22 protein-coding genes, 4 tRNA genes, 1 other RNA gene and 1 riboswitch are annotated in these 21,682 nt (G+C 33.6%); all 27 genes read left to right on the top strand.

The genetic code is table 11. From position 1 onward, the window contains the following. The first annotated feature begins 17 nt into the window (after nucleotides 1-17). The gene (locus JOC47_RS10440) at nucleotides 18-254 is read left to right on the top strand and encodes an NAD(P)H-dependent oxidoreductase subunit E (RefSeq protein ID WP_204702011.1); all 237 of its coding nucleotides are present in this window, start codon (nucleotides 18-20) and stop codon (nucleotides 252-254) included. 31 nt (nucleotides 255-285) lie between these two features. After that, the gene (locus tag JOC47_RS10435) at nucleotides 286-1,794 is read left to right on the top strand and encodes a 4Fe-4S dicluster domain-containing protein (RefSeq protein WP_204702010.1); all 1,509 of its coding nucleotides are present in this window, start codon (nucleotides 286-288) and stop codon (nucleotides 1,792-1,794) included. Between the two features lie 13 nt (nucleotides 1,795-1,807). Further along, nucleotides 1,808-2,449, top strand: a complete 642-nt coding sequence (locus tag JOC47_RS10430) for a redox-sensing transcriptional repressor Rex (protein WP_204702009.1) — start codon at nucleotides 1,808-1,810, stop codon at nucleotides 2,447-2,449. 80 nt (nucleotides 2,450-2,529) lie between these two features. Beyond that, nucleotides 2,530-2,621 (top strand) — tRNA-Ser (locus JOC47_RS10425). A gap of 17 nt (nucleotides 2,622-2,638) precedes the next feature. Further along, nucleotides 2,639-2,733: transfer RNA gene (locus JOC47_RS10420), tRNA-Ser, on the top strand. A 7-nt stretch (nucleotides 2,734-2,740) separates the two neighbouring features. Then, a tRNA-Arg gene (locus JOC47_RS10415) sits at nucleotides 2,741-2,817 on the top strand. 136 nt (nucleotides 2,818-2,953) lie between these two features. After that, the gene (locus tag JOC47_RS10410; protein ID WP_204702008.1) at nucleotides 2,954-3,460 is read left to right on the top strand and encodes a hypothetical protein; all 507 of its coding nucleotides are present in this window, start codon (nucleotides 2,954-2,956) and stop codon (nucleotides 3,458-3,460) included. A 152-nt stretch (nucleotides 3,461-3,612) separates the two neighbouring features. After that, nucleotides 3,613-4,071, top strand: coding sequence for a tRNA adenosine(34) deaminase TadA (gene tadA / locus JOC47_RS10405; RefSeq protein ID WP_204702007.1), 459 nt, complete (start codon nucleotides 3,613-3,615; stop codon nucleotides 4,069-4,071). Between the two features lie 157 nt (nucleotides 4,072-4,228). Continuing rightward, nucleotides 4,229-4,320, top strand: a tRNA-Ser gene (locus JOC47_RS10400). Nucleotides 4,321-4,447: 127 nt separating this feature from the next. Beyond that, nucleotides 4,448-4,710, top strand: an RNA gene (gene ffs / locus JOC47_RS10395) — signal recognition particle sRNA large type. A gap of 146 nt (nucleotides 4,711-4,856) precedes the next feature. Beyond that, nucleotides 4,857-6,578 (top strand): DNA polymerase III subunit gamma/tau, encoded by a 1,722-nt coding sequence (gene dnaX, locus JOC47_RS10390; protein ID WP_204702006.1) that lies wholly within the window; start codon nucleotides 4,857-4,859, stop codon nucleotides 6,576-6,578. A gap of 33 nt (nucleotides 6,579-6,611) precedes the next feature. Continuing rightward, a complete protein-coding gene (locus JOC47_RS10385) occupies nucleotides 6,612-6,917 on the top strand; it encodes a YbaB/EbfC family nucleoid-associated protein (RefSeq protein WP_204702005.1) in 306 nt (101 codons plus the stop codon). A 12-nt stretch (nucleotides 6,918-6,929) separates the two neighbouring features. Further along, the gene (recR, locus tag JOC47_RS10380) at nucleotides 6,930-7,532 is read left to right on the top strand and encodes a recombination mediator RecR (protein WP_204702004.1); all 603 of its coding nucleotides are present in this window, start codon (nucleotides 6,930-6,932) and stop codon (nucleotides 7,530-7,532) included. A 179-nt stretch (nucleotides 7,533-7,711) separates the two neighbouring features. Then, nucleotides 7,712-11,260 carry a pyruvate:ferredoxin (flavodoxin) oxidoreductase gene (gene nifJ, locus JOC47_RS10375; protein ID WP_204702003.1) on the top strand — a complete coding sequence of 1,183 codons (3,549 nt, stop codon included), beginning with the start codon at nucleotides 7,712-7,714 and terminating at the stop codon, nucleotides 11,258-11,260. Nucleotides 11,261-11,580: 320 nt separating this feature from the next. Continuing rightward, nucleotides 11,581-11,814 carry a DUF2508 family protein gene (locus JOC47_RS15495; RefSeq protein ID WP_338035344.1) on the top strand — a complete coding sequence of 78 codons (234 nt, stop codon included), beginning with the start codon at nucleotides 11,581-11,583 and terminating at the stop codon, nucleotides 11,812-11,814. Nucleotides 11,815-12,003: 189 nt separating this feature from the next. Further along, nucleotides 12,004-12,576: a 2-oxoacid:acceptor oxidoreductase family protein gene (locus tag JOC47_RS10365; RefSeq protein ID WP_204702002.1), complete on the top strand. Its 573-nt coding sequence runs from the start codon at nucleotides 12,004-12,006 to the stop codon at nucleotides 12,574-12,576. Then, nucleotides 12,576-12,857, top strand: coding sequence for a 4Fe-4S dicluster-binding protein (locus JOC47_RS10360; protein ID WP_204702001.1), 282 nt, complete (start codon nucleotides 12,576-12,578; stop codon nucleotides 12,855-12,857). Before JOC47_RS10365 ends, JOC47_RS10360 begins: the two co-directional genes overlap by 1 nt. 27 nt (nucleotides 12,858-12,884) lie before the next feature. Then, nucleotides 12,885-14,066 (top strand): pyruvate ferredoxin oxidoreductase, encoded by a 1,182-nt coding sequence (gene porA, locus JOC47_RS10355; protein ID WP_204702000.1) that lies wholly within the window; start codon nucleotides 12,885-12,887, stop codon nucleotides 14,064-14,066. Nucleotides 14,067-14,078: 12 nt separating this feature from the next. Continuing rightward, complete coding sequence (locus tag JOC47_RS10350; protein ID WP_204701999.1) at nucleotides 14,079-15,017, top strand: thiamine pyrophosphate-dependent enzyme; 939 nt, start codon at nucleotides 14,079-14,081, stop codon at nucleotides 15,015-15,017. 176 nt (nucleotides 15,018-15,193) lie between these two features. Continuing rightward, nucleotides 15,194-15,721, top strand: coding sequence for a hypothetical protein (locus JOC47_RS10345; protein WP_204701998.1), 528 nt, complete (start codon nucleotides 15,194-15,196; stop codon nucleotides 15,719-15,721). Nucleotides 15,722-15,767: 46 nt separating this feature from the next. Continuing rightward, complete coding sequence (locus JOC47_RS10340) at nucleotides 15,768-16,529, top strand: PP2C family protein-serine/threonine phosphatase (RefSeq protein ID WP_204701997.1); 762 nt, start codon at nucleotides 15,768-15,770, stop codon at nucleotides 16,527-16,529. Between the two features lie 21 nt (nucleotides 16,530-16,550). Further along, complete coding sequence (locus tag JOC47_RS10335; protein ID WP_204701996.1) at nucleotides 16,551-16,886, top strand: hypothetical protein; 336 nt, start codon at nucleotides 16,551-16,553, stop codon at nucleotides 16,884-16,886. After that, a complete protein-coding gene (locus JOC47_RS10330) occupies nucleotides 16,887-17,579 on the top strand; it encodes a cobalamin B12-binding domain-containing protein (RefSeq protein ID WP_204701995.1) in 693 nt (230 codons plus the stop codon). Nucleotides 17,580-17,644: 65 nt separating this feature from the next. After that, a riboswitch (purine riboswitch) is annotated at nucleotides 17,645-17,746 on the top strand. 189 nt (nucleotides 17,747-17,935) lie between these two features. Beyond that, complete coding sequence (gene guaB / locus JOC47_RS10325; RefSeq protein WP_204701994.1) at nucleotides 17,936-19,393, top strand: IMP dehydrogenase; 1,458 nt, start codon at nucleotides 17,936-17,938, stop codon at nucleotides 19,391-19,393. 196 nt (nucleotides 19,394-19,589) lie between these two features. Then, on the top strand, nucleotides 19,590-20,234 hold the full coding sequence (tmk, locus tag JOC47_RS10320) for a dTMP kinase (protein ID WP_204701993.1): 645 nt from the start codon (nucleotides 19,590-19,592) through the stop codon (nucleotides 20,232-20,234). Continuing rightward, a complete protein-coding gene (locus JOC47_RS10315; protein WP_239551112.1) occupies nucleotides 20,222-20,671 on the top strand; it encodes a YaaR family protein in 450 nt (149 codons plus the stop codon). The genes tmk and JOC47_RS10315 overlap by 13 nt, the downstream gene beginning before the upstream one ends. 18 nt (nucleotides 20,672-20,689) lie before the next feature. Beyond that, nucleotides 20,690-21,679, top strand: coding sequence for a DNA polymerase III subunit delta' (gene holB / locus JOC47_RS10310; RefSeq protein WP_204701992.1), 990 nt, complete (start codon nucleotides 20,690-20,692; stop codon nucleotides 21,677-21,679). Nucleotides 21,680-21,682: the final 3 nt, after the last annotated feature.

The raw sequence follows: 21,682 nt of genomic DNA, 5'->3' as shown, positions 1-21,682 counted from the left end.
TAAAGAGGGGGGAAAAAATGAAGGTTAAAGTTTGTATAGGAACTCCATGTCATTTGATGGGAGCACAAAATCTAGTTTCTGCTTTGGAAAAATATAAAAGCAAACATGAAGTGGAATTAAAAATTGAAGCAGTCAATTGTTTAGATAATTGTAATCAAGCTCCAGCAGTAGAAGTAGCTGGTGAAGTCTATGCTCCTGCAACACCGCAAGAATTGATTGAAATAGTGAAAAGTAAACAGTCTAGCAAGAAATAAAGTATATAAATTTAAATTGGAGGGTTGAATTATGAGTCAAGAGGTATCTGGAATAACAAAACTAAGGAGAAAAGTGTTTAGTAAGGTAGCTGAGTTAGCATTAGAGGGAACTATTAGAGAAAAAATAAATAATTTGCCTAAAGAAATAATTCCGGAAGAAGGTTTAGGGTATAGATGCTGTGTCCATAAAGAAAGAGCTATTGTGAATGACCGCATCAAATCTGCTTTAGGATTGCAGCCGAATAATCAAGAAGATAATTTGGAAGAACTAGTAGGGGAGGCTTGGAATTTAGATGAAATAGAAAAACCAGTAGTTGATGTACTAGATATTGCTTGTGATCGCTGTCCTTTAGATAAGTATCGGGTTAGTGATGCCTGCAGAAATTGTGTCGACCACAACTGTATTAATGCCTGCCCCCAAGATGCTATTGTTACAGTGCAAAATAAAGCCTATATAGATCAAGAAAAGTGTATTGAATGTGGTTTATGTAAACAAGCTTGTCCCTATAATGCCATTTTAGAGTTGAGTCGTCCTTGTGAAACTGCTTGTGAGGTTGAAGCAATTAAAGCTGACAATGACCGTCAAGCTGAGATTGACCAGGATAAATGTGTTGCCTGTGGTTCTTGTATCGAGAGTTGTCCTTTTGGAGCAATTACTTATAAATCGCAAATCATACAAGTAATAAAAAGGATTAAAGAAGAGAAAACTATTGCTGTCTTAGCTCCATCTTTTGTAGGACAATTTGGCCCGCAGGTGACTTCTGGACAAATAAAAAAAGGATTAATTGAGTTAGGGTTTGACGAGGTTCGTGAAGTGGCTGTAGGTGCAGATATAGTAGCTAGTGAAGAAACAAAAGAATTAGTATCTAAAATACCTGAAGAACAAGATTATTTAACTACTTCTTGCTGTCCTTCATTTTTGAGTTTAATCAAGAATCATTTTCCGCAATTAGAAGAGAATTCTTCTAGTCTTGTCTCTCCTATGGTAGCTATTGCTAAAGTGTTAAAAGAGCAACAACCTGATAGTAATGTAGTGTTCATTGGCCCTTGTATTGCTAAAAAAGATGAAGGTGCTGCTTATGAAGAAGTTGCTGGGGTTCTTACGTTTGAAGAATTAGGATCTATTTTTGTCGGTGCAGGAATTAATTTGCTTGATCTTGAAGAATATAATAGACAGGACTCTGTTTCTGATGCTGGGAGAACTTTTGGTCGTAGTGGTGGATTAGTTAAGGCAGTTATGGGATCAGCTGCTAAATTGGATTCAGAGCAAGAAATTAATAAAACTCAAGCTGAAGGATTAAAAGAGTGTGTGCAGACTCTAAATTTAGCTCAAGCAGGGCAATATAAAGGATGTTTTATAGAAGGTATGGGCTGTGAAGGTGGTTGTGCTGGGGGGCCAGCAACGTTAATGAATGTAGAAAAAACAACTCAAGCCATCAATCAATTTGGTGCAGAAGCAGAAGTTAATGAAGCCGTTGAAAACAAAGAAGTACAAAAACTAATTAAAGAAATAGGGCATGAGCAATTTCACAGATTGTGAGGGGGAGATGAGGATGACAAAAGAAACTGATGAATCAATTATGGTTCCTGCTGCAGTAATCAAGAGATTACCTAAATATCATCGCTATTTAGAAGAATTATTAAATGAAGGAAGAGAAAAAATTTCTTCGCAGCAGTTAGGGGAAATTGTAGGAGTTTCAGCTCCACAGTTGCGGCAGGATTTGAACTATTTTGGTAATTTTGGTCAGCAGGGTTATGGTTATAATGTAAAAAAACTGTATAATTCTTTAGCTGAAGTAATGGGCATTCAACAGAAAAGTAATATGGTATTAGTAGGAGTCGGTAATATTGGTCAAGCTTTAGTCAATTCGAGAGATTTTGAAAAAAGAGGATTTTATTTATCAGCTATTTTTGATACTAATCCTAAATTGATTGGATTAGAAATTAATGGTTTAGTTGTTAAAGATGTTGTCGAGTTAAAAGATTATATTGCTGAAAATGATATTAATATTGGAGTAATTACAGTGCCAGCTAGTTCAGCCCAAGAAGTTGCTAATCAAATGATTAAAGCTGGGATCAAAGGCATTTGGAATTTTTCCCCAGTAGATTTAAAGACACCGCCTAATATTCAAGTAGAAAATGAACATTTAACTGAAGGATTACTGCGATTATCTTTTAAAGTTAAAGAAGAATAACGAAATAAATTAGATAAAAAGACTATTTATCCTTGACATTTGTCCGTATAATATATATAATCTTTAAGTGAGTCACATTCGGAGGGGTGTCCGAGTCCGGTTGATGGTGGCAGACTTGAAATCTGCTGTGCGTTCCGACGTACCGTGGGTTCGAATCCCACCCCCTCCGCCATTTTAATTTTATATTGTGGAGAGATACCCAAGTTGGCTGAAGGGGCGGGTTTGCTAAACCTGTAGTAGGACATATTGTCCTAGCGAGGGTTCGAATCCCTCTCTCTCCGCCATTTACTTGTGCCCGTAGCTCAACTGGATAGAGTATCTGACTACGAATCAGGGGGTTGGAGGTTCGAATCCTCCCGGGCACGCCATATTATTATATATTTTTTTATTAACCTGCCGTTTAGGCAGGTATTATTAATTTTTGTATTTAAGTTAATTATTAAAAAGGAATTTAGTTTTTAATATGGAATCAATACTTATAGCTTATTATAAGGGGGCTTAACTATGGATATCAAAGATTTAAATTTAGATGATGATTTGTCAATTACTAAGGCAATTATGCATTTAGAAGATGAAGACCAAGGTATTTTTAAACATGAAATAGTAGGAAATTGGAGTATTGATGAATTAGTGGAAGCTAAAACGTTTTTGAATCAATTAATAGATGGCAAAATTAAAGAGAAATTATCAGAGGAAGAAGAAAAAGAGCTAAATCTGATCAATATGAAAGAGGAGGATTATAAGACTGAGTTTTTGAAAACTTTGCCTAAATATCAACAGGAATTATATCGCTTAGTCAATCCTGAAGTGGATTTGATTAATATTAGTGATTTAAGTGATGAAGAAGCAGATGAATTATTAGACTATTTAGACCAGTTAGTAGAAGAAGATGAAGCTGAGGGAAAACCAGCTATCAAACATGATTTAGAAAAGTTTGTTAAGGAACTGGAAGCACAAGAAGCAGTGGTTGAAAATAATAATAAAGTAATTAATTTAGAAGATTATCGATAAAATAAGGAATTATTGCTATCTAATTGTAGAAAATAAGTATTTAATCGAAATTTTACTTGACAATCTCTTGTAAATATTATATAGTCTTAAGGGCAGGGTTGATTGAGCAGTTGTTTTAAACTAAATATTTATTAAGATGATGGTGAATAATTGTGAGTGAAAATGATGAACAATATATGGAAATTGCTTTAGAAGAAGCCCAAAAAGCATTCGCTAAAGAAGAAGTGCCAATTGGAGCTATTATTGTTAAAGATAGTGAAATAATAGCTAAGGCTCATAATTTAAAAGAAAGTAATCAAGACCCTACTGCGCATGCAGAAATTTTAGCAATCGATCAAGCTGTAGAAAAGTTAGGTGGTTGGCGGTTGTTAGATTGTACAATGTATGTAACTATTGAACCTTGTGTCATGTGTGCTGGAGCTTTAGTAGAATCTCGTGTAGAGAGATTAGTATTTGGTGCTCCAGAACCTAAAAGTGGTGCAGCAGGTAGTGTATTCAATTTAACTAATAATGATAGATTAAATCATAGATTAGAAGTAGAATCTGGTGTTTTAGCTGCTGATTGTAAGCAGTTGATGAAAGATTTCTTTGTGAAATTAAGAGAATCTTAAGTTTAAGTATGAGCTTAAGTTGTTAAATAAAGTTTTAAGATTGAGTTTTAATTTTACTTAAACTTAAACTTAGACTTAAACTTATATTTTATTTGTTTTTAAGCTTTTGTTTTTAACTGTTAAATATAAACTGTAAATTGTAAACTGAATTTATTGTGGAGAGGTGTCCGAGTCCGGTTTAAGGAGCTCGCCTGGAAAGCGAGTAAGGGTTAACGCCCTTCGAGGGTTCAAATCCCTCCCTCTCCGCCATTTAAAATTAAAGTTTTGATAGGAAAATTTTGTATGGTGTTGACTAAGTGATTATTTAATGTTAAAATAGAATGTGCAGTTTAATTTAATATTGGAATAAAGGCAATTTGCCTTTATATAAATTTGGTCGTGCTAAACGGGGTGGTAGCGGTGCCCTATAACCTGCAATCCGCTTAGCAGGGTTGAAGTCTACTTTAGCCTATTTCTTTTAAGGTCTGGCCTAGATAAGTGGTGTTGACGATCGGGTCCTACGCAATGAGGCCTTACGAACCCCGTCAGGTCCGGAAGGAAGCAGCGGTAAGCAAGTGTCCTCATGTGCCGTAGGGTTACCTGGTTCGAGCTAACTGTTTAGGTAACGCTTGGGAGAAATAGGTGAGAGTAGATGCACGGCCATTTACTATATAACTATAGTTTTTTATTTATAAATAATTTTGAATAAATATATGAAATACTTAATTTAACTTGAGTTTTTTTGATTTTTTTCGATAAACTAGCAATTGTAAAATATTATGATTTGATTGGAGGTCCTATTTTATATGGCTTATGTATCTTTGTATCGTAAATGGCGACCCCAGACTTTTTCTGATATTGTGGGCCAAGATAATGTAGTTAAAACCTTAAAGAATGCAATTAAATTAGACCGGATTGCTCATGCTTATTTATTTTGTGGGCCCCGGGGGACTGGTAAAACAAGTACTGCCAAAATTTTAGCCAAAGCACTAAATTGTGAAGATGGACCAACAGTAGATATTTGTGGTGAATGTTCTGCTTGTAATAAAATAACTAATAATAATTCGATTGATGTATTAGAAATTGATGCTGCCTCTAATCGGGGGATTAATGAAATTAGAGAGTTACGGGAAAAGGTTAAATTTTCTCCGACCGAAGGTAATTATAAAGTATATATTATTGATGAAGTACATATGTTAACTACTGAGGCTTTTAATGCTTTATTAAAGACCTTAGAGGAACCACCGGAATATGTTATTTTTATTTTAGCTACAACAGAACCTAATAAGTTACTATCTACTATTTTATCACGCTGTCAAAGATTTGATTTTGGTCGTTTATCTATTAATGATATTATTGAACGTTTATCATATATTTCTGAACAAGAAGAAGTAGAAATTTCCCACAAAGCCATGTCAGCAATTGCTAGAAATGCTGGCGGGGGAATGAGAGATGCCATTAGTATTTTAGATCAGACTATTTCTTATGCTGGATCAGAAATTACAATAGATGATGTTAGTGCAGTATTAGGAATGGTAGATCGGGATATTTTAATTGGACTAACTAAAATCATGATTGACCATGATGTAGAAGAAGCATTAAATTTAGTGAGTGATATTATTGGACAAGGAAAAAATATCTCTCAGTTTGTAGATGATTTAATTCATCATTTTCGTAATTTACTGTTATTGAAAGAGTGTACAGATACTAATAAATTAATTGAAGTAGGTGCAGATGAAAAAGAAGAACTAAAATCCTTAGTTGGTGATTTATTAGTTGGTCAAATACTGCGTTGGATTGAAATTTTAAACGAAATGAGTTATGATTTAAAACAAACAACCCAACAACGTTTGATTTTGGAAATGGGAATTATAAAATTAGTTAAAAGTGAAACAGATAAATCAATGGATACTATTTTGAATCGTTTAACTAAATTAGAAGAGCAAGTTGCTAATGGTCAAATAGTATCTCAGCAACAAGACCAAGCTAAAGATGAAGAAAAAAATAAAAAACAGCAGCAGGTGCAGCAAAGCAGCAAGTCAACTTCTCAACAAGCGAAGCAAGCTAACTCCACTACTCCTAAACAGAATGATGAAAAATCGCAAAATCATACAGAACATGAACATAAAGACTCTAAAGTAGCTGATTTAGATGCACCAGAAGATGTAGAAATCGATCAAATTAAGAGTCAGTGGAATGAATTTTTAGACTACTTAAAGAAACAGGATATGAAACTAGCAGCTTTTTTAAGAGATGCAAAACCATTTAAAATAGAGAATAATAAACTGCTGTTGGCATTTAAGCATGAGTTTCATAAAAATCAAATTGAAAATAAAAAACAGGTGGTTGAGAAAGCGCTAAAAAAGCTTTTAGGAGTTAGCTTGCGGATTGAATGTATTGTTGCTGATAATAATAAGCAACAAGAGAAAAGTGAAGAAGAAAAAGTTAGAGATCATCCTTTAGTTAAGGAAGCATTAGAATTGTTCTCTGGTCAAGTTGTAAAGGTAGAAAAGCTAGACCAAAAATAAATTTAATCAATTTATTGAAAGGGGAAGATAATTATGGATATGCAAAAAATGATGAAGCAGGCTCAAAAGATGCAGAGTAAAATGGAACAGAAGCAGGAAGAATTAAAGAATGAAACTGTAGAGGCTTCTGCTGGTGGTGGCGTAGTAACAGTAGTTGTTAATGGTGGTCAAGAAGTAGTAGATATTGATATTGATCCTGAGGTTTTAGACCCAGATGATATTGAAATGTTAGAAGACTTAGTTCTAGCTGCTACTAATGAAGCTATGAACAAAGCCAAAGATATGATGGAACAAGAAATGGGACAATTGACAGGTGGAATGAATATCCCTGGTATGTAAGGAGTTTTGCCGATGGACTATTATGCTAGGCCTTTAGCACAATTAATAGGTCAATTAACTAAATTACCTGGGATTGGTAAAAAAACTGCACAGCGATTAGCTTTTTATATTATAGAAATGGATCAAGCTGAAGTTAATAATTTAGCTAATTCTATTTCAGAAGTGCAAGAGAATTTAACTTATTGTTCTAAATGTCATAATTTAACACAGAATGATCCGTGTCATATTTGTAATGATCCAAAGCGAAATGAACAATTAGTTTGTGTAGTAGAAAGTGTTAAAGATATTGTAGCTATGGAAAAAACCGGGGAATATAATGGCCTCTATCATGTTTTACATGGTGCTATTTCTCCAATTGATGGAGTAGGGCCCGATGATATAGAGATAAAAGATTTACTGCCGCGAGTAAGAGAAGATGAGGTAGAAGAGATTATTCTAGCAACTGACCCTAATGTAGAAGGAGAGGCTACTGCTGCCTATATTTCGCAGTTGATGAAGCCTTTAGGAATTAAGGTAACTAGAATAGCTCATGGACTGCCCGTTGGCGGAGATTTAGAATATGCTGATGAAGTTACTTTATCTAAAGCCTTAGAAGGGCGACAAGAAATTGAATAAATGATCTTTCAAACTCAGCTGCCTCATTGAGGTAGCTGAGTTTTTACCTTTTTATGGTTTAAAAAATAATTGTCTGAAAATTATGTTATTTGACTACTATCAATCCCTTTAGTATACTAGAATTATTACACTTTATTTTAATCAGGTTTTATTCTAAAAAATGGGAGGAAAATTAATTTATGACGAAAAAAATGAAAACTATGGATGGAAACCAAGCTGCTGCGTATACTTCTTATGCGTTTACTGAAGTAGCTGGTATTTATCCTATCACACCATCATCTCCGATGGCAGAGTATGTTGATTTATGGGCTTCAGAAGGAAAAGAAAACTTATTTGGAATGCCGGTTAATGTAGTTGAAATGCAGTCAGAAGCAGGAGCTGCTGCTACAGTACATGGTTCTTTGCAGGCCGGAGCATTGACTACTACTTATACTGCATCACAGGGTTTATTATTAAAAGTTCCTAACTTGTATAAGATAGCAGGTGAATTATTACCAGGTGTTGTTCATGTAGCGGCAAGATCAATTGCTTCTCAAGCATTATCTATCTTTGGTGACCACCAAGATGTAATGGCTGCACGTCAAACTGGTTGTGCTATGTTAGCTAGTGGCTCAGTCCAAGAAGTTATGGACTTAGGTGGAGTTGCTCACTTATCTGCTATTGAAGGCAGAGTACCATTCATCCATTATTTTGATGGTTTTCGTACTTCTCATGAAATTCAAAAAGTTGAAATGATGGATTATGAAGTATATGATCGGTTATTAGATAGAGATGCTGTGCAGGACTTTAGAGATAATGCTCTAAATCCTGAAGATCCAGTAACGCGTGGTTCAGCGCAAAATGATGATGTTTATTTCCAGGCTAAAGAAGTTCAGAATAAATATTATGATCAGTTACCTGATATTGTAGCGGAATATATGGAGGAAATTTCTGAAGAAACTGGTCGAGAGTATGCTCCATTTGTTTATTATGGTGCAGAAGATGCAACGGATGTTATTGTAGCAATGGGTTCAGTTACTGAAGCTATTGAAGAAACAGTTGATTACTTAAATGAGCAGGGAAGAAAAGTAGGTTTGATGACGGTTCATTTATATCGTCCATTTAGTGCTAAATACTTCCTTGATCAATTACCAGAAACAGTAGAAAGAATTGCTGCTTTAGATAGAACAAAAGAAGCTGGTTCTACGGGAGAACCATTATACTTAGATGTACAGTCAGTCTTTGCTAATAAAGAAGATGCGCCATTAGTAATTGGTGGACGTTATGGATTATCTTCTAAAGATACTAATCCGGCTCAAATTATTGCTGTTTATGATAATTTAGTGGGAGAAGCTAAAGATAACTTCACAATTGGTATTGAAGATGATGTAACTAATTTATCTTTAGAAGTTGAAGAAGATGTTAATGTATTATCTGATGATGTTACAGCAGCATTATTCTATGGTTTAGGTTCAGATGGTACTGTTGGTGCTAATAAGAATACAATTAAGATTATTGGTGACAATACTGACCTATATGCACAGGGATATTTTGCTTATGACTCTAAGAAGTCTGGTGGAGTAACTCGGTCTAACTTGAGATTTGGCCCAGAACCAGTACGCTCTACTTATTTAGTATCTAATCCAGATTTCGTAGCTTGTTCTACTGATTCTTACTTAGGTAAGTATGATATGCTAAGTGGATTGAGTGAAGGTGGAACTTTCTTATTAAATACAGTTTCTGAGGCAGAAGAAATTGTAGAAGAAATGCCTAATAGTGTGAAGAAAAAGTTAGCTAAAAAAGATGCTAAGTTCTATATTATTGATGCGCTTACTTTAGCTCAAGAAATTGGCTTAGGTCATCGGACAAATACTATTATCCAGTCTGCTTTCTTTAAGTTAAATGAACAGATTATGCCTTATGATGAAGCACAAGAATTAATGAAAGATTATGCTGAGAAAGCATACGGACGTAAAGGGCAAGAAATTGTTGAGATGAACTGGGAAGCAATTGAGAAAGGTGCTGAAGGTTTAGAAGAAATTGAAGTTGATTCTGCTTGGGCAGATTTAGAAGTAGAAGAAGAAACTTCTGCAGATGAAGATCGTCCTGATTTTGTTAAAAATATTGCTGATCCAATTAATGCAATTGAAGGTTATGATTTACCAGTTTCAGCATTTGAAGGATATGAAGATGGAACAATGGTTAATGGTACTGCTGCTTATGAAAAGCGGGGCATTGCTAATTTTGTTCCTGAATGGCAGCCGGATAATTGTATTCAATGTAATCAATGTTCTTTTGCTTGTCCTCATGCGGTAATTAGACCATTCTTAATGGATGAAGAAGAAGTGGCTAATGCTCCAGAAGGTACTACAACTATTAAGCCGCTTGGTAAAGGATTAGATGGATTAGAATATAGATTACAAGTTTCAACTTTAGATTGTACTGGGTGTGGAGTTTGTGAAAATGTTTGTCCTGCACCAGAAAAAGCATTAGAAATGGTTCCAATTAAAGAATCTCTTGATGCTAATGAAGATGAAAAAGCAGAATATATGTTCAATGAAGTAACTTATAAAGATGATAAAATGTCAATTTCAAATGTTAAAGGTTCACAGTTCGCTAAGCCATTATTTGAATTTTCAGGAGCTTGTGCTGGTTGTGGAGAAACTCCTTATGTTAAATTAGTGACGCAGTTATTTGGTGATAGAATGACAATTGCTAATGCAACAGGATGTTCTTCAATCTATGGTGGTTCTTATCCATCAACTCCATTTACTAAAAATGATAATGGACGTGGACCAGCTTGGGCCAACTCATTATTTGAAGATAATGCTGAGTTTGGTTTCGGAATGCGTATTGCTTCTGAAACAATCAGAGATCGTATTGAAAATATCATGAATGAAACTATTGATGATGTAGAAGATGAATTAAAAGATCTATATCAAAAATGGATGAAGAATAGAAATAGTGGTGCTAAGAGTAAAGAAATAAAAGCTCAGTTAGTTACTGCTTTAGAAAATACATCTTGTGCAGATGCTAAGCAGATATTAGAAGTTAAAGATCATCTTATTAAGCAGTCTAATTGGATGATTGGTGGCGATGGATGGGCTTATGATATTGGTTACGGCGGCCTAGATCATGTAATTGCTAGTGATGAAGATGTTAATATCTTAGTAGTAGATACGCAAGTTTATTCTAATACAGGAGGTCAATCCTCTAAAGCTGCTCAATCTGGTTCTATTGCTAAGTTTACTGCTTCTGGTAAAGGTGGTAATAAGAAAGATTTAGCTGCAATGGCAATGGCTTATGGTCATGTATATGTAGCTCAAGTAGCTCATGGTGCTAGTCAATCACAAGTATTAAAAGCTATGATTGAAGCTGAAGCTCATGATGGACCTTCCCTTGTAATTGCTTATTCTCCATGTATCAGTCATGGTGTTAAGGGTGGATTGACAAAAGCAGAAGAGCAAGCTGAAATGGCTGAAGAATGTGGATATTGGCCAATATTCAGATATGATCCTTCCTTAGCTGAAAAAGGAGAGAATCCATTACAACTTGATTCTAAAGATCCTGATTGGGATAAGTATCATGACTTCTTAATGACTGAAAAACGTTATTCACAGTTAACTAAGATTAATCCAGAGCAAGCTGAAAAATTATTAGAGGAAAATAAAAAGCAGGCTCAATATCGTTGGAGAATGTATCAGCGTTATGCAGCAATGGATTATTCTGAAGAAGCAACAGAAGAGTAATAATTTAAAATTGAGATTTAATCAAGTAGCGGGGCTTTCCCCGCTACTTTGTTATTTTTTGCTGAACTAAGTGCTTGTTTATAATTTGATAATTATTGTTTATTAAAAAATCTACTAATTTTTTAAAGCTTGTCATGTTTAGGTTTTCTTCTTACTCTTAATCTTTTCTCTTTTTGCTCTTTACTCATCACTAATTACTATTCACTAAATCGGTGTTAGCCCATTTTTTACTTCTTAGCACGAATTTTTTGTAATTGATTGGATAAGCTAATAATAAACTAATAAACATAGATTATATCATTGAGTTTGTTCTGTTTTAAATAGGGGGGATTATTATTAATTATCATAGGTTAGAATTTAAAGAGCCTGAAGAATTTAACGAGTTACAATTAGAAGAAAAGATTGAAAGGGCTAAAGAAGAGTGGCAAGAAGCTAGAAAATATTTTGATTTAGTTTCTGACCCTGAATTGGTTGATTATGCAATTTATTTATTAGGGGCTGCTGAAAGAAAGTATCAATACTTACTAAAAATGAAACAACAAGAACGAGAATAAACATCAACTAATGACAAAATTAGTCAAAAAGTCTGAAAATTAAAACTTACTAGAAATTTGGAGGAATTATTGTTATAATACAGAATGTAGTTTGTAGTGACTATATAGTTTAATCAATTTAAATTTAATTTAAAGTATTTTCTTAGGCACAGTCACTTAAAATCTTATTTTGTGAAAGGAGGAACATAGATGGCAAGCTTAACTGAAGTTAGATGGCATGGTCGTGGTGGACAAGGTGGAAAGACTGCTTCTATCTTATTAGGAAAAGTTGCAGCTAAAAGTGGTAAAAATATTCAGGCTTTTCCTGAGTATGGTCCAGAAAGAATGGGGGCTCCTGTTTTAGCCTACAACAGAATTTCTGAAGATGAGATCACTCTACATTGTCAGGTGACAGAACCTAGTATTGTAGCAGTTTTAGACCCGACACTATTAGATGTTGTTGATATAACTGAAGGTGTTCCTGCAGATGGAACGATTGTGGTTAATAGTAAAGAAGATGCTAAAACTATAAAAGAAAAATTAGACTTTGAAGGTGATGTTTGGACAGTAGATGCTTATGGAGTAGCAGAAAAGGAAATTGGAAGACCTTTCCCTAATACTCCAATGTTAGGTGGTTTAATGAAAGCTACTGGTCTAATCGAATTCGATAAATTCTTAGCAGGTATTGAAACTGAATTAGAGAAGAAATTTGCTCATAAGCCAGAAGTTATTGAAAAGAACTTGGCTGCTATTAAACGAGCCTATCAGGAGGTGGCTAATTAATGGTTAAACCTGGAGATGGATATAAAGAAATTCCTGAAGGTGGATTAATTTTAGAGTCCGGTAATGCCAAAAGATATGAAACTGGCGGTTGGAGAACTCAAAGACCGGTTATTGATCTTGATACATGTATTAATTGTTTTAGATGTTGGGCATTTTGTCCTGATTCTTCTATTGAGACGGAAGATGAAGAAATTGTTGGTGTTGATTACGACCATTGTAAAGGATGCGGTGTTTGTGCGCATGAATGTCCAGTAGATGCTATTGCTATGGAACAAGAATAACGCAAAGATTTGAAAGGAGGAGATAAAATGTCAGAACAAGTTGCCTTAACTGGTAATGAAGTAATGTCTCAAGCAATGAGACAAATTAATCCAGATGTTGTTGCTGCTTATCCAATTACCCCGCAGACTGCAATTGTGCAGACTTTTTCTCAATTCGTAAATGATGGGGACGTAGATACTGAATTTGTACCTACTGAAAGTGAGCATAGTGCTATGAGTGCAACTGTAGGTGCTTCTGCTTCTGGTGCTAGAGCTATGACTGCTACAGCGGCTAATGGTTTAGCTTTGATGTGGGAGGTTCTTTATATTGCTTCTGGTACTAGATTACCAATTGTAATGCCTGTAGTTAATCGAGCTTTAAGTGGTCCAATTAATATTCACTGTGACCATAGTGATGCAATGGGAGCTCGTGATTCAGGATGGATTCAATTATATGCTGAAAATGCTCAAGAAGCTTATGATAATGCTATTCAAGCTGTTAAAATTTCTGAGAATAAAGATGTAATGTTACCTACTATGGTCAATATGGATGGATTTATCATCAGTCATGCTGTAGAAAATCTTAATCTATTAGCTGATGAAGATGTACAAGACTTCGTAGGGGAATATCATGCTGAAAATCCTCTATTAGATTCTGAAAATCCAGTGACTGTAGGACCATTAGATCTACAAGACTTCTATTTTGAACACAAAATGCAGCAGGCTGTAGCTGCAGAAAATGTAAAAGATGTTGTGTTAGAAGTTGCTGAAGAATATGAAGAATTATCTGGACGAGAGTACGGATTATTTGAAGAATATAAATTAGATGATGCTGAAGTTGCAGTAGTGGCTTTAGGTTCTACTACAGGAACTGCTAAAACTGCTGTTGATAATTTAAGAGAGAATGGTGTCAAAGCTGGTCTATCAAAGATCAGACTATATCGTCCATTCCCAGCAGAAGAAATTGCTGAGGCTTTAGCTGATCTTGAAGCAGTAGCTGTTATGGATAGAGCGGAAACATTCTCTACAACTGGTGGCCCTGTATTTGCTGATGTAAGAGCTGCTCTATATGATATGGGTGCTGATGTTGAAGCAGTGAACTATATCTATGGTCTAGGTGGTAGAGATCTTAAAGTAGAAGAAATTGAATCTGTATATAAAGACTTAGAAGAAATCGTTGAAACTAATACTGTTGAAGACCGAGTACAACATCTTGGTGTAAGAGAATAGGAGGTGGAAATGATGAGTTTAAAAGATATTGCTAAAGGTGAAGATAGATTAAGTGGTGGACATAGATTGTGTTCTGGTTGTGGTGCAGGAACTGTAACACGTTTGATCATGAATGCTAGTGATAATCCAGCTGTTGTTGGTGCAGCAACTGGTTGTTTAGAGGTTTCTACTACTATTTACCCTTATACTGCTTGGGAAGATTCCTTTATTCATAACGCATTTGAAAATGTAGCTGCAACAATTAGTGGAGCTGAAGCTGCTCATCGTTCTCTTAAAAAACAAGGCAAGTTAAAAGAAGCAGATGAAGATAAAGACTTTATTGCTTTTGGTGGAGACGGTGGAACATATGATATTGGTTTTCAATCTTTATCAGGAGCTTTAGAGCGTGGCCATGATATGGTATATGTCTGTTATGATAATGGAGCGTATATGAATACAGGGATCCAACGTTCTAGTGCTACACCTAAAGGAGCAAGTACTACTACTTCTCCAGCCGGTGAAGAAGTTCCAGGTAAGGAACAATATCGAAAAGAAATGACTGATATTGTAGCTGCTCATGGAATTCCTTATGTTGCTCAAGCTTCTCCATTTAAGCCTAATGATTTAATTAGAAAGGCTAAGAAGGCTTTTGAAGTAGATGGACCAGCTTTCATTAACGTGTTAGCTACTTGTCCACGTGGTTGGAGAAGTAAGACAGAAGAAAGTATTGAAATTACTAAAGTAGCTGCTGATACTTGTTTCTGGCCGCTATTTGAAGTTGAAGATGGCGAGTGGACTCTAAACTATAAGCCAAAAGAAAAGAAGCCAATTACTGATTGGTTAGAACGACAAGGTCGATTTAAGCACTTATTCAAGCCTAAGAATAAGCATATGATTGAAGAAATTCAAGAGCATGTTGATAAAAGATGGAATGAAATCTTGAAGAAGTGCGGCGAAGCTGAAGAAGAATAAATAAATAAAAAAATAAATAATAAATCATATAAAAAAAGCTACCCTGACGGCAGGGTAGCTTTTTTTATTTTGTCTCTAATAAAAAAGGAAAAAATTTCTTTTTGTTTAATTTAATATAATAGCTACGTGTTAAAAATTTGAAATATATTTAAAGTTTTAAGGAGGTGAAGTATTTTATGTTGGGGATAGAGAATGTAGAAAAAAACGGAGGATTTATTATAAAGTGTAATTTAGAAGGCTATATTACTGAGGTTATATATAATACCTTAGATGTGGTGAATTTAAATAAAGGTGGGTTTTTTTCTTTTCTTGTGAAAGAGGGAACTTATGAAAAAGGGTTAAATTTTATGAAAAAGATTAAAACTGAAGAAATTGTTTTTGATTGGGAGTTAAATGTTGATTTAAAAAATAAAGTTTTACCAATGGAATTTCATGGTATAAAAATAGAAGAGGAAAAGTTATTAATCTTAGCAGTTGATAATGTAGAAAGTATTTTGCTTTATTATGAAGAAATGGCAAAAGTAAATAATAAATATATTAATTATATTCGAGAGTTGATTAAAAAAAGACTGTTAGATGGGAAAAATGTAATTAGCCAAGAAATTGATTTTGATAATAAATCTAATGTTAAATCTTATGAAGATATGAGTAAATTAAATAATGAATTAGTTAATTTACAGCGTAAACTAACTAAAAAAAAATAAAGAATTAGAATTTTATTCTAAAAAATTGGAGGCGAAAAATGATAAATTGCAGCAGACACAAAAGAGATTAGATGAAGAATTAGCTAAGGCTGCAAAATTGCATGAATCTTTTTTTCCAAATGATTCACCTGAAATATCTGGTCTTTCTTTTGGGACTTATTATTCTTCAGCTCATGAATTAGGTGGTGACTTTTATAATTTTATTGAATTAGAGGATGAAGTTTTGTTTTATTTAATTGATGTTGCAGGTCATGGATTAGATGGGGCATTGTTAAATGTGTTTTTACGTGAAACAATTAATAATTATTTATTAGATAATAAAAATAATATTTCACTTGTGGAATTATTAGAGTATATTAATTATAGTTATCGTGGTGAAGCATTTCCTGATGACTATTTTTTCTGTGTTTCTTTCTTTTTATTAGATAAAGAAACAAAAGAGATCACTTTCAGTAATGGCGGGTTTCATATTACTCCTTGTTTGATTTCTTCTCAAGGTAAAATTAATGATTTAAAAGTACATGGTTTGCCAATTTCTAAGTCTATTCCTGTATCAGTTTATGATTTTTCGACTTCAACTATAAAGTTATTGCCTGGTACTACTTTATTTGCTACATCTGATGGATTGATTGAAGAAGAAAATGAAACTGGTCGCTATGGGAAAGAAAGAGTAAAAGATCTTCTTTTAGCTAATAAAGAATTAAGTCCACAAAAATTATTAGATTTAATAGAAGAAGACCTAAAATCTTTTATTACTAATGATAATTTTCAGGATGATATAACTTGTTTAATATTAAAAAATACTTAGAAACTAAAGGTGGTGATAATAATGACTAATGACTCTTCTATAGTGAGTAAAAAAATCATAGCAGCTAAAGATGATTTGAGTAAAAAGTATAATACTATTAGAGGGGAGATTCGTTCTGATGAATCATTACCGAATATTGATGAATGTATTATTTATTTAGCTGAGACTATGAAAGTAGGGAGTATAGAGTTATTTAGTGATTATATAAATTGGGCTGCAGAATTATTTACTAGTCGTTCCTACTCTATTAATAATTTGAAGAAAGATTTAGATGTTTTAATAGATATTGCAACTCAAAAATTTAAAGAAGAAGAAGTAGAGATCATGAAAGAATATATTGATGCTGCTTTAAAATAATTGAATGTAAAGGAAACTAAGCAGCAGAGTTTTTTACGGCAAAGAAAACCGTATTATGATTTAGCAGTTGACTATTTAGATGTTCTGTTAACTGCTGATAGAGAAGAGGCATATCAACTAATTAAAAATGCTATAGAAGAAGGATTAGGAGTTAAGGATATTTATCTACATGTTTTTGAACCTGTGCAAAAAGAAATCGGAAGACTGTGGCAGTTAAATGAAATAAATGTAGCTACTGAACATTATTGTACTTCTGTAACTCAATTAATTATGGCTCGGCTATATCCATATATTTTAAATTCAGAAGAAACTGGTTATAAAGCAGTAACTACTTGTGTAGGTAATGAATTACATGAGTTAGGAGTTAGGATGATAGCAGATTTATTAGAGATGGAAGGTTGGGATACTTTTCATAGTGGAGCTAATACTCCGAAAGAAGATATCATAGAAACTGTAGTTGAAAAAGAGGCAGATGTAGTTTGTATTTCTGTAACAATGGGAAATTATTTAGAAGAAGCTGTTTTATTAATTGAAGAGTTAAGGTCCAATGAAAAAATTGAAACTAAAATTATAGTGGGGGGATATCCTTTTAATGTGCAAGTAGATTTATGGAAAGAGATAGGTGCTGATGCTTATGCCCCTGATGCAGAAAAAGCTGTAAAAGTAATTCAAAACTTAATTCAAGATGATTAATTTTGAGGTAATCCTATTAATCACTTATTCTTGACATTAATTAAGATACTTGATAAACTTAAGAAAATCATAATTGAATATTTTTTCGTATAACTTCGGGGATCCGGCTCGAGAGTTTCTACCAAATGGCCTTAAACCATTTGACTACGGAATTTCTATTATTAAGCCTTACTATACCCAGATTAATTACATTTTTTGCAATTTATTTTATCCCCTGGTTATAAGTAAGGTTATTTTTTATAGATTAAAAATTAAAATTATAGTTTAGTAGAGAGTAGGGAATAGATATAATTTTAATATAAATCGAGTTTTATCTCTGTAGTAGTTTACAAATATTAATAATAAGGAGTGATAAAATGGATAAAGTTGTAAAAGAAGGTTTAACTTTTGACGATGTATTATTAAGACCAGCTCATTCGAATGTATTACCTAAGGAAGTTGATACTTCTACGGCTTTGACAAGAAATATTGATTTGAACATTCCGGTTTTAAGTGCAGCAATGGATACAGTTACTGAAGCAGAATTAGCAATTACTATGGCTCGAGAAGGCGGCATGGGAATTATTCATAAGAATATGTCTCCTGAAGAACAAGCAGAAGAAGTAGATAAGGTAAAAAGATCTGAAAATGGAGTAATTGTTAACCCGTTTTATTTAAATCCAGATAATAAGGTTTATGAAGCTGAAGAATTAATGTCTCGCTATCATATTTCTGGGGTGCCAATAGTTGATGATAATATGACTTTAGTTGGAATCTTAACTAATCGTGATTTAATATTTGAAAAGGACTATCAACAAGAGATCAGTAATATAATGACTTCTGATAATTTAATTACTGGTTCTGTAGGAACTACTTTAGAAGAAGCTAAAGAAATTTTACAAGCTAATAAGATTGAAAAGTTACCTTTAGTTGATGAAAACAATAAACTAAAAGGCTTAATTACTATTAAGGATATTGAAAAAGCAGAAGAATATCCTAATGCTGCTAAAGACGAACAGGGTAGATTATTAGTTGGTGCAGCAGTAGGATTAGGAGATAAAAGTTGGGAGCGAATTGAAGCATTAGTAGAATCAGAAGTAGATGTTCTAGTAATTGATACGGCTCATGGTCATTCGCAGAAAGTAATTGATAGAGTTAGTAATGTTAAGGAAAAATATCCTGAATTAGATATTGTAGCGGGTAATGTTGCCACTGGTGAAGCTACAAAAGCTCTAATTGAAGCTGGAGCAGATGCAGTTAAAGTTGGAGTTGGCCCTGGTTCTATTTGTACAACTCGAGTGGTAGCTGGAGTTGGAGTGCCGCAGATAACTGCTGTTTATGATTGTGCTCAAGCGGCTGCTGAATCTGATGTACCAGTGATTGCTGATGGTGGTATTAAGTATTCTGGTGATGTTGTAAAGGCTATTGCTGCTGGTGCTAATACTGTGATGTTAGGTAGTTTATTAGCAGGAACTGAAGAGGCACCTGGTGAGAAAGTGATTTATAAAGGAAGAAGTTATAAGGTCTATCGTGGTATGGGTTCTGTTGGTGCCATGCAGGAAGGAAGTAAAGATCGTTATTTCCAAGAAGAGAAGAAGAAATTGGTTCCTGAAGGTATTGAAGGTCGAGTAGCTTATAAAGGTGAACTGTCTGATACTTTATACCAATTAGTAGGTGGATTACGATCAGGAATGGGATATTGTGGCACAGCAGATATTGAAAAATTAAGAACTGAAGCAGAATTAGTGAGAATTACTAATGCAGGATTAAAAGAAAGTCATCCGCATGATGTAAATATTACTAAAGAATCTCCTAACTATAGTGCAGATAATTAAAAGCAATTGTTATTTGGCCCTCCTTGTGGGGGTCTTTTTTTATTAAGTATGAGTATAAGGCTAAGTAAAAATTAAAGTATGAATCAGAGTTTAATTTTGAATCTTGGACTTAATTATTTTGTTTTAGTAAAGGAATTTTTTATTACTATCTAGAAGAACATAAAATAAGATTATAAAATTAGTTGGAGGAAAATTTATGCATGGTAAATTTATTACGTTAGAAGGTGTAGAGGGTTCAGGTAAATCGACACAATTACAATTAGTTAAAAATTATTTGCAGGACTTGGGATATCAAGTTATAATGACTTATGAACCAGGTGATACAGAAGTTGGTAACAAAATAAGACAGATATTATTAGATCCTAAATATGATAAATTAGTACCTAAAGCTGAATTGATGCTTTATCTTGCTGATAGAGCTCAACATGTGCAAGAAGTGATAATTCCTAATTTAAAGGATGGAAAGATTGTGATTAGTGATAGATATATTGATGCTACTTGGGCTTATCAAGGATTTGCTCGTGAGCTTGATAGTTCAGTAGTAAAAAAGTTAAATAGCATAGCTACGGATAATTTAACACCAGATTTAACTCTTTTATTAGATCTTGATCCTGCTGTTTCACTACAGCGGGCCAAGGAGACAACAGCTAAAACTAATGAGGCTGGTGACCGTATTGAAGCAGAAAAAATTGAATTTCATCAGCAGGTTAGAAAGGGTTATTTAGAGTTGGCCGAGCAGGAAGAACGGATTGCAGTAGTAGATGGAAATAAAGCTAAGAAAGAAGTTTTTGGGCAAATAAAACAGATTCTAAAAGAGAGGTCGATAGTATGCCCAGAATAAAAGTTGATAATAAACCGCAAAATAAGGTAAATACTAAAGTTAGTGGTGCAGAACAGTCTGCTAAGACAAAAGAAGTTGAAAAATCATTTTTGCAGGAATTAAAACAGGTTCATGGTGAAAAGATAAAAGCAAAATTAGATGATTTATTAACGATGATTGACCAACAGGGAGATAAATTAGCAAAGCATAGGACTTTTAGTGAATTATTAAAATATAAAAATATGGTGCAAAATTTTGTGGAAGAAGCTGTGGAAAAAATGTATCAAGTGGAAGATGATTATAGTCCCACTCAGGGGAAGGTGCAGAGTTTGGTTAAATCTATTGATAGTTCGTTAGAAGATGTAACTAAAATGATTGTAGAAGACCAAAAACCACAGTTGGATATTTTGGATAAATTAGATGAAGTACGAGGTATGTTGGTTGATTTGTATAGATAGAGCGAAAGGAGTATCGAGATGTCTTTTGATAATGTGCTAGGTCAAGAAACAGTAATTACTATTTTGCAAAATGCTCTAAATAAAGATAGATTGAGTCATGCTTATATATTTACAGGTAAGCAAGGGGTAGGAAAAGGTACGACTGCTTTTGAATTTGCTAAAGCAGCTAATTGTCATAACCAGGTGGATGATGCTTGTGATGAGTGTTTATCATGTCGTAAGGCTAATAATGATAATCATCCTGATATTAAAGAGATTAAAGCCGAAGGTGCTTCAATTAAAATTGAGCAGATTAGAGAATTACAGCAAGAAATCATGTATAAGCCTTATGAAAGTAAGAAGAAAGTATATATCATCTATCAAGCTGAAGATATGACATTATCAGCTGCTAATTCATTATTAAAAACTTTAGAAGAACCCCCTTCTTATGCTATAATAATCTTGTTGACTAATAATTTGAATCAATTATTAGCAACTACTATATCACGCTGTCAATTAGTTAGGTTTAAGAGAATTCCTTATGATTTAATTAAGGAAAATTTAATTGAAGACTATGATTTGACAGCTGCTAAAGGACAATTAATTGCTTCTTTAGCTGATGGACGTTATGATTATGCCTGTCAGTTGATTGAAGATGAGGAACAGTTAGAAAGAAGAGAAGATGTAATTGAATTTTTAGTTAATTTTCCTAATATAGATAAGGTACAGTTGTTTGAAAAAGTACAGGACTTATTAAATTATAAAGATGAAATTAATCAAATTTTAGAAGTAATGATTACTTGGTATCGTGATCTATTATTGCTTGATTTAGGGCAAGAGGATAAAATTATTAATGCTGATTATTTAGATGAATTAAAGCATAACTTAGTAGAATTTGAAGCAAAAGAAATTGAAAAAATAATAGAGGTTCTAGAAAATAGTAATGAATTGATCAAAAATTATAATGTTAATTTGCGTTTATCATTAGAGGTTATGTTGTTGAAATTGAAGCGGGTAAGGAGGTTCTAATTA

This window comes from Halanaerobacter jeridensis (genome assembly GCF_016908315.1).
GTDB classification, from domain to species: Bacteria; Bacillota; Halanaerobiia; order Halobacteroidales; family Halobacteroidaceae; genus Halanaerobacter; species Halanaerobacter jeridensis.
Note: the sequence above shows the minus strand (reverse complement) of the source record. Positions and strands in the feature narration are given on the sequence as shown.

Bases quoted from the DNA above. Each gene is read 5' to 3' on its own strand.
- JOC47_RS10430 (WP_204702009.1), top strand. From the start codon at position 1,808: ATGACAAAAGAAACTGATGAATCAATTATGGTTCCTGCTGCAGTAATC.
- holB (WP_204701992.1), top strand. From the start codon at position 20,690: ATGTCTTTTGATAATGTGCTAGGTCAAGAAACAGTAATTACTATTTTG.
- tmk (WP_204701993.1), top strand. From the start codon at position 19,590: ATGCATGGTAAATTTATTACGTTAGAAGGTGTAGAGGGTTCAGGTAAA.
- JOC47_RS10350 (WP_204701999.1), top strand. From the start codon at position 14,079: ATGAGTTTAAAAGATATTGCTAAAGGTGAAGATAGATTAAGTGGTGGA.
- porA (WP_204702000.1), top strand. From the start codon at position 12,885: ATGTCAGAACAAGTTGCCTTAACTGGTAATGAAGTAATGTCTCAAGCA.
- JOC47_RS10385 (WP_204702005.1), top strand. From the start codon at position 6,612: ATGGATATGCAAAAAATGATGAAGCAGGCTCAAAAGATGCAGAGTAAA.
- JOC47_RS10410 (WP_204702008.1), top strand. From the start codon at position 2,954: ATGGATATCAAAGATTTAAATTTAGATGATGATTTGTCAATTACTAAG.
- dnaX (WP_204702006.1), top strand. From the start codon at position 4,857: ATGGCTTATGTATCTTTGTATCGTAAATGGCGACCCCAGACTTTTTCT.
- JOC47_RS10365 (WP_204702002.1), top strand. From the start codon at position 12,004: ATGGCAAGCTTAACTGAAGTTAGATGGCATGGTCGTGGTGGACAAGGT.
- JOC47_RS10315 (WP_239551112.1), top strand. From the start codon at position 20,222: ATGCCCAGAATAAAAGTTGATAATAAACCGCAAAATAAGGTAAATACT.
- JOC47_RS10360 (WP_204702001.1), top strand. From the start codon at position 12,576: ATGGTTAAACCTGGAGATGGATATAAAGAAATTCCTGAAGGTGGATTA.
- JOC47_RS10345 (WP_204701998.1), top strand. From the start codon at position 15,194: ATGTTGGGGATAGAGAATGTAGAAAAAAACGGAGGATTTATTATAAAG.
- JOC47_RS10335 (WP_204701996.1), top strand. From the start codon at position 16,551: ATGACTAATGACTCTTCTATAGTGAGTAAAAAAATCATAGCAGCTAAA.
- JOC47_RS10440 (WP_204702011.1), top strand. From the start codon at position 18: ATGAAGGTTAAAGTTTGTATAGGAACTCCATGTCATTTGATGGGAGCA.
- guaB (WP_204701994.1), top strand. From the start codon at position 17,936: ATGGATAAAGTTGTAAAAGAAGGTTTAACTTTTGACGATGTATTATTA.
- nifJ (WP_204702003.1), top strand. From the start codon at position 7,712: ATGACGAAAAAAATGAAAACTATGGATGGAAACCAAGCTGCTGCGTAT.
- JOC47_RS10435 (WP_204702010.1), top strand. From the start codon at position 286: ATGAGTCAAGAGGTATCTGGAATAACAAAACTAAGGAGAAAAGTGTTT.
- recR (WP_204702004.1), top strand. From the start codon at position 6,930: ATGGACTATTATGCTAGGCCTTTAGCACAATTAATAGGTCAATTAACT.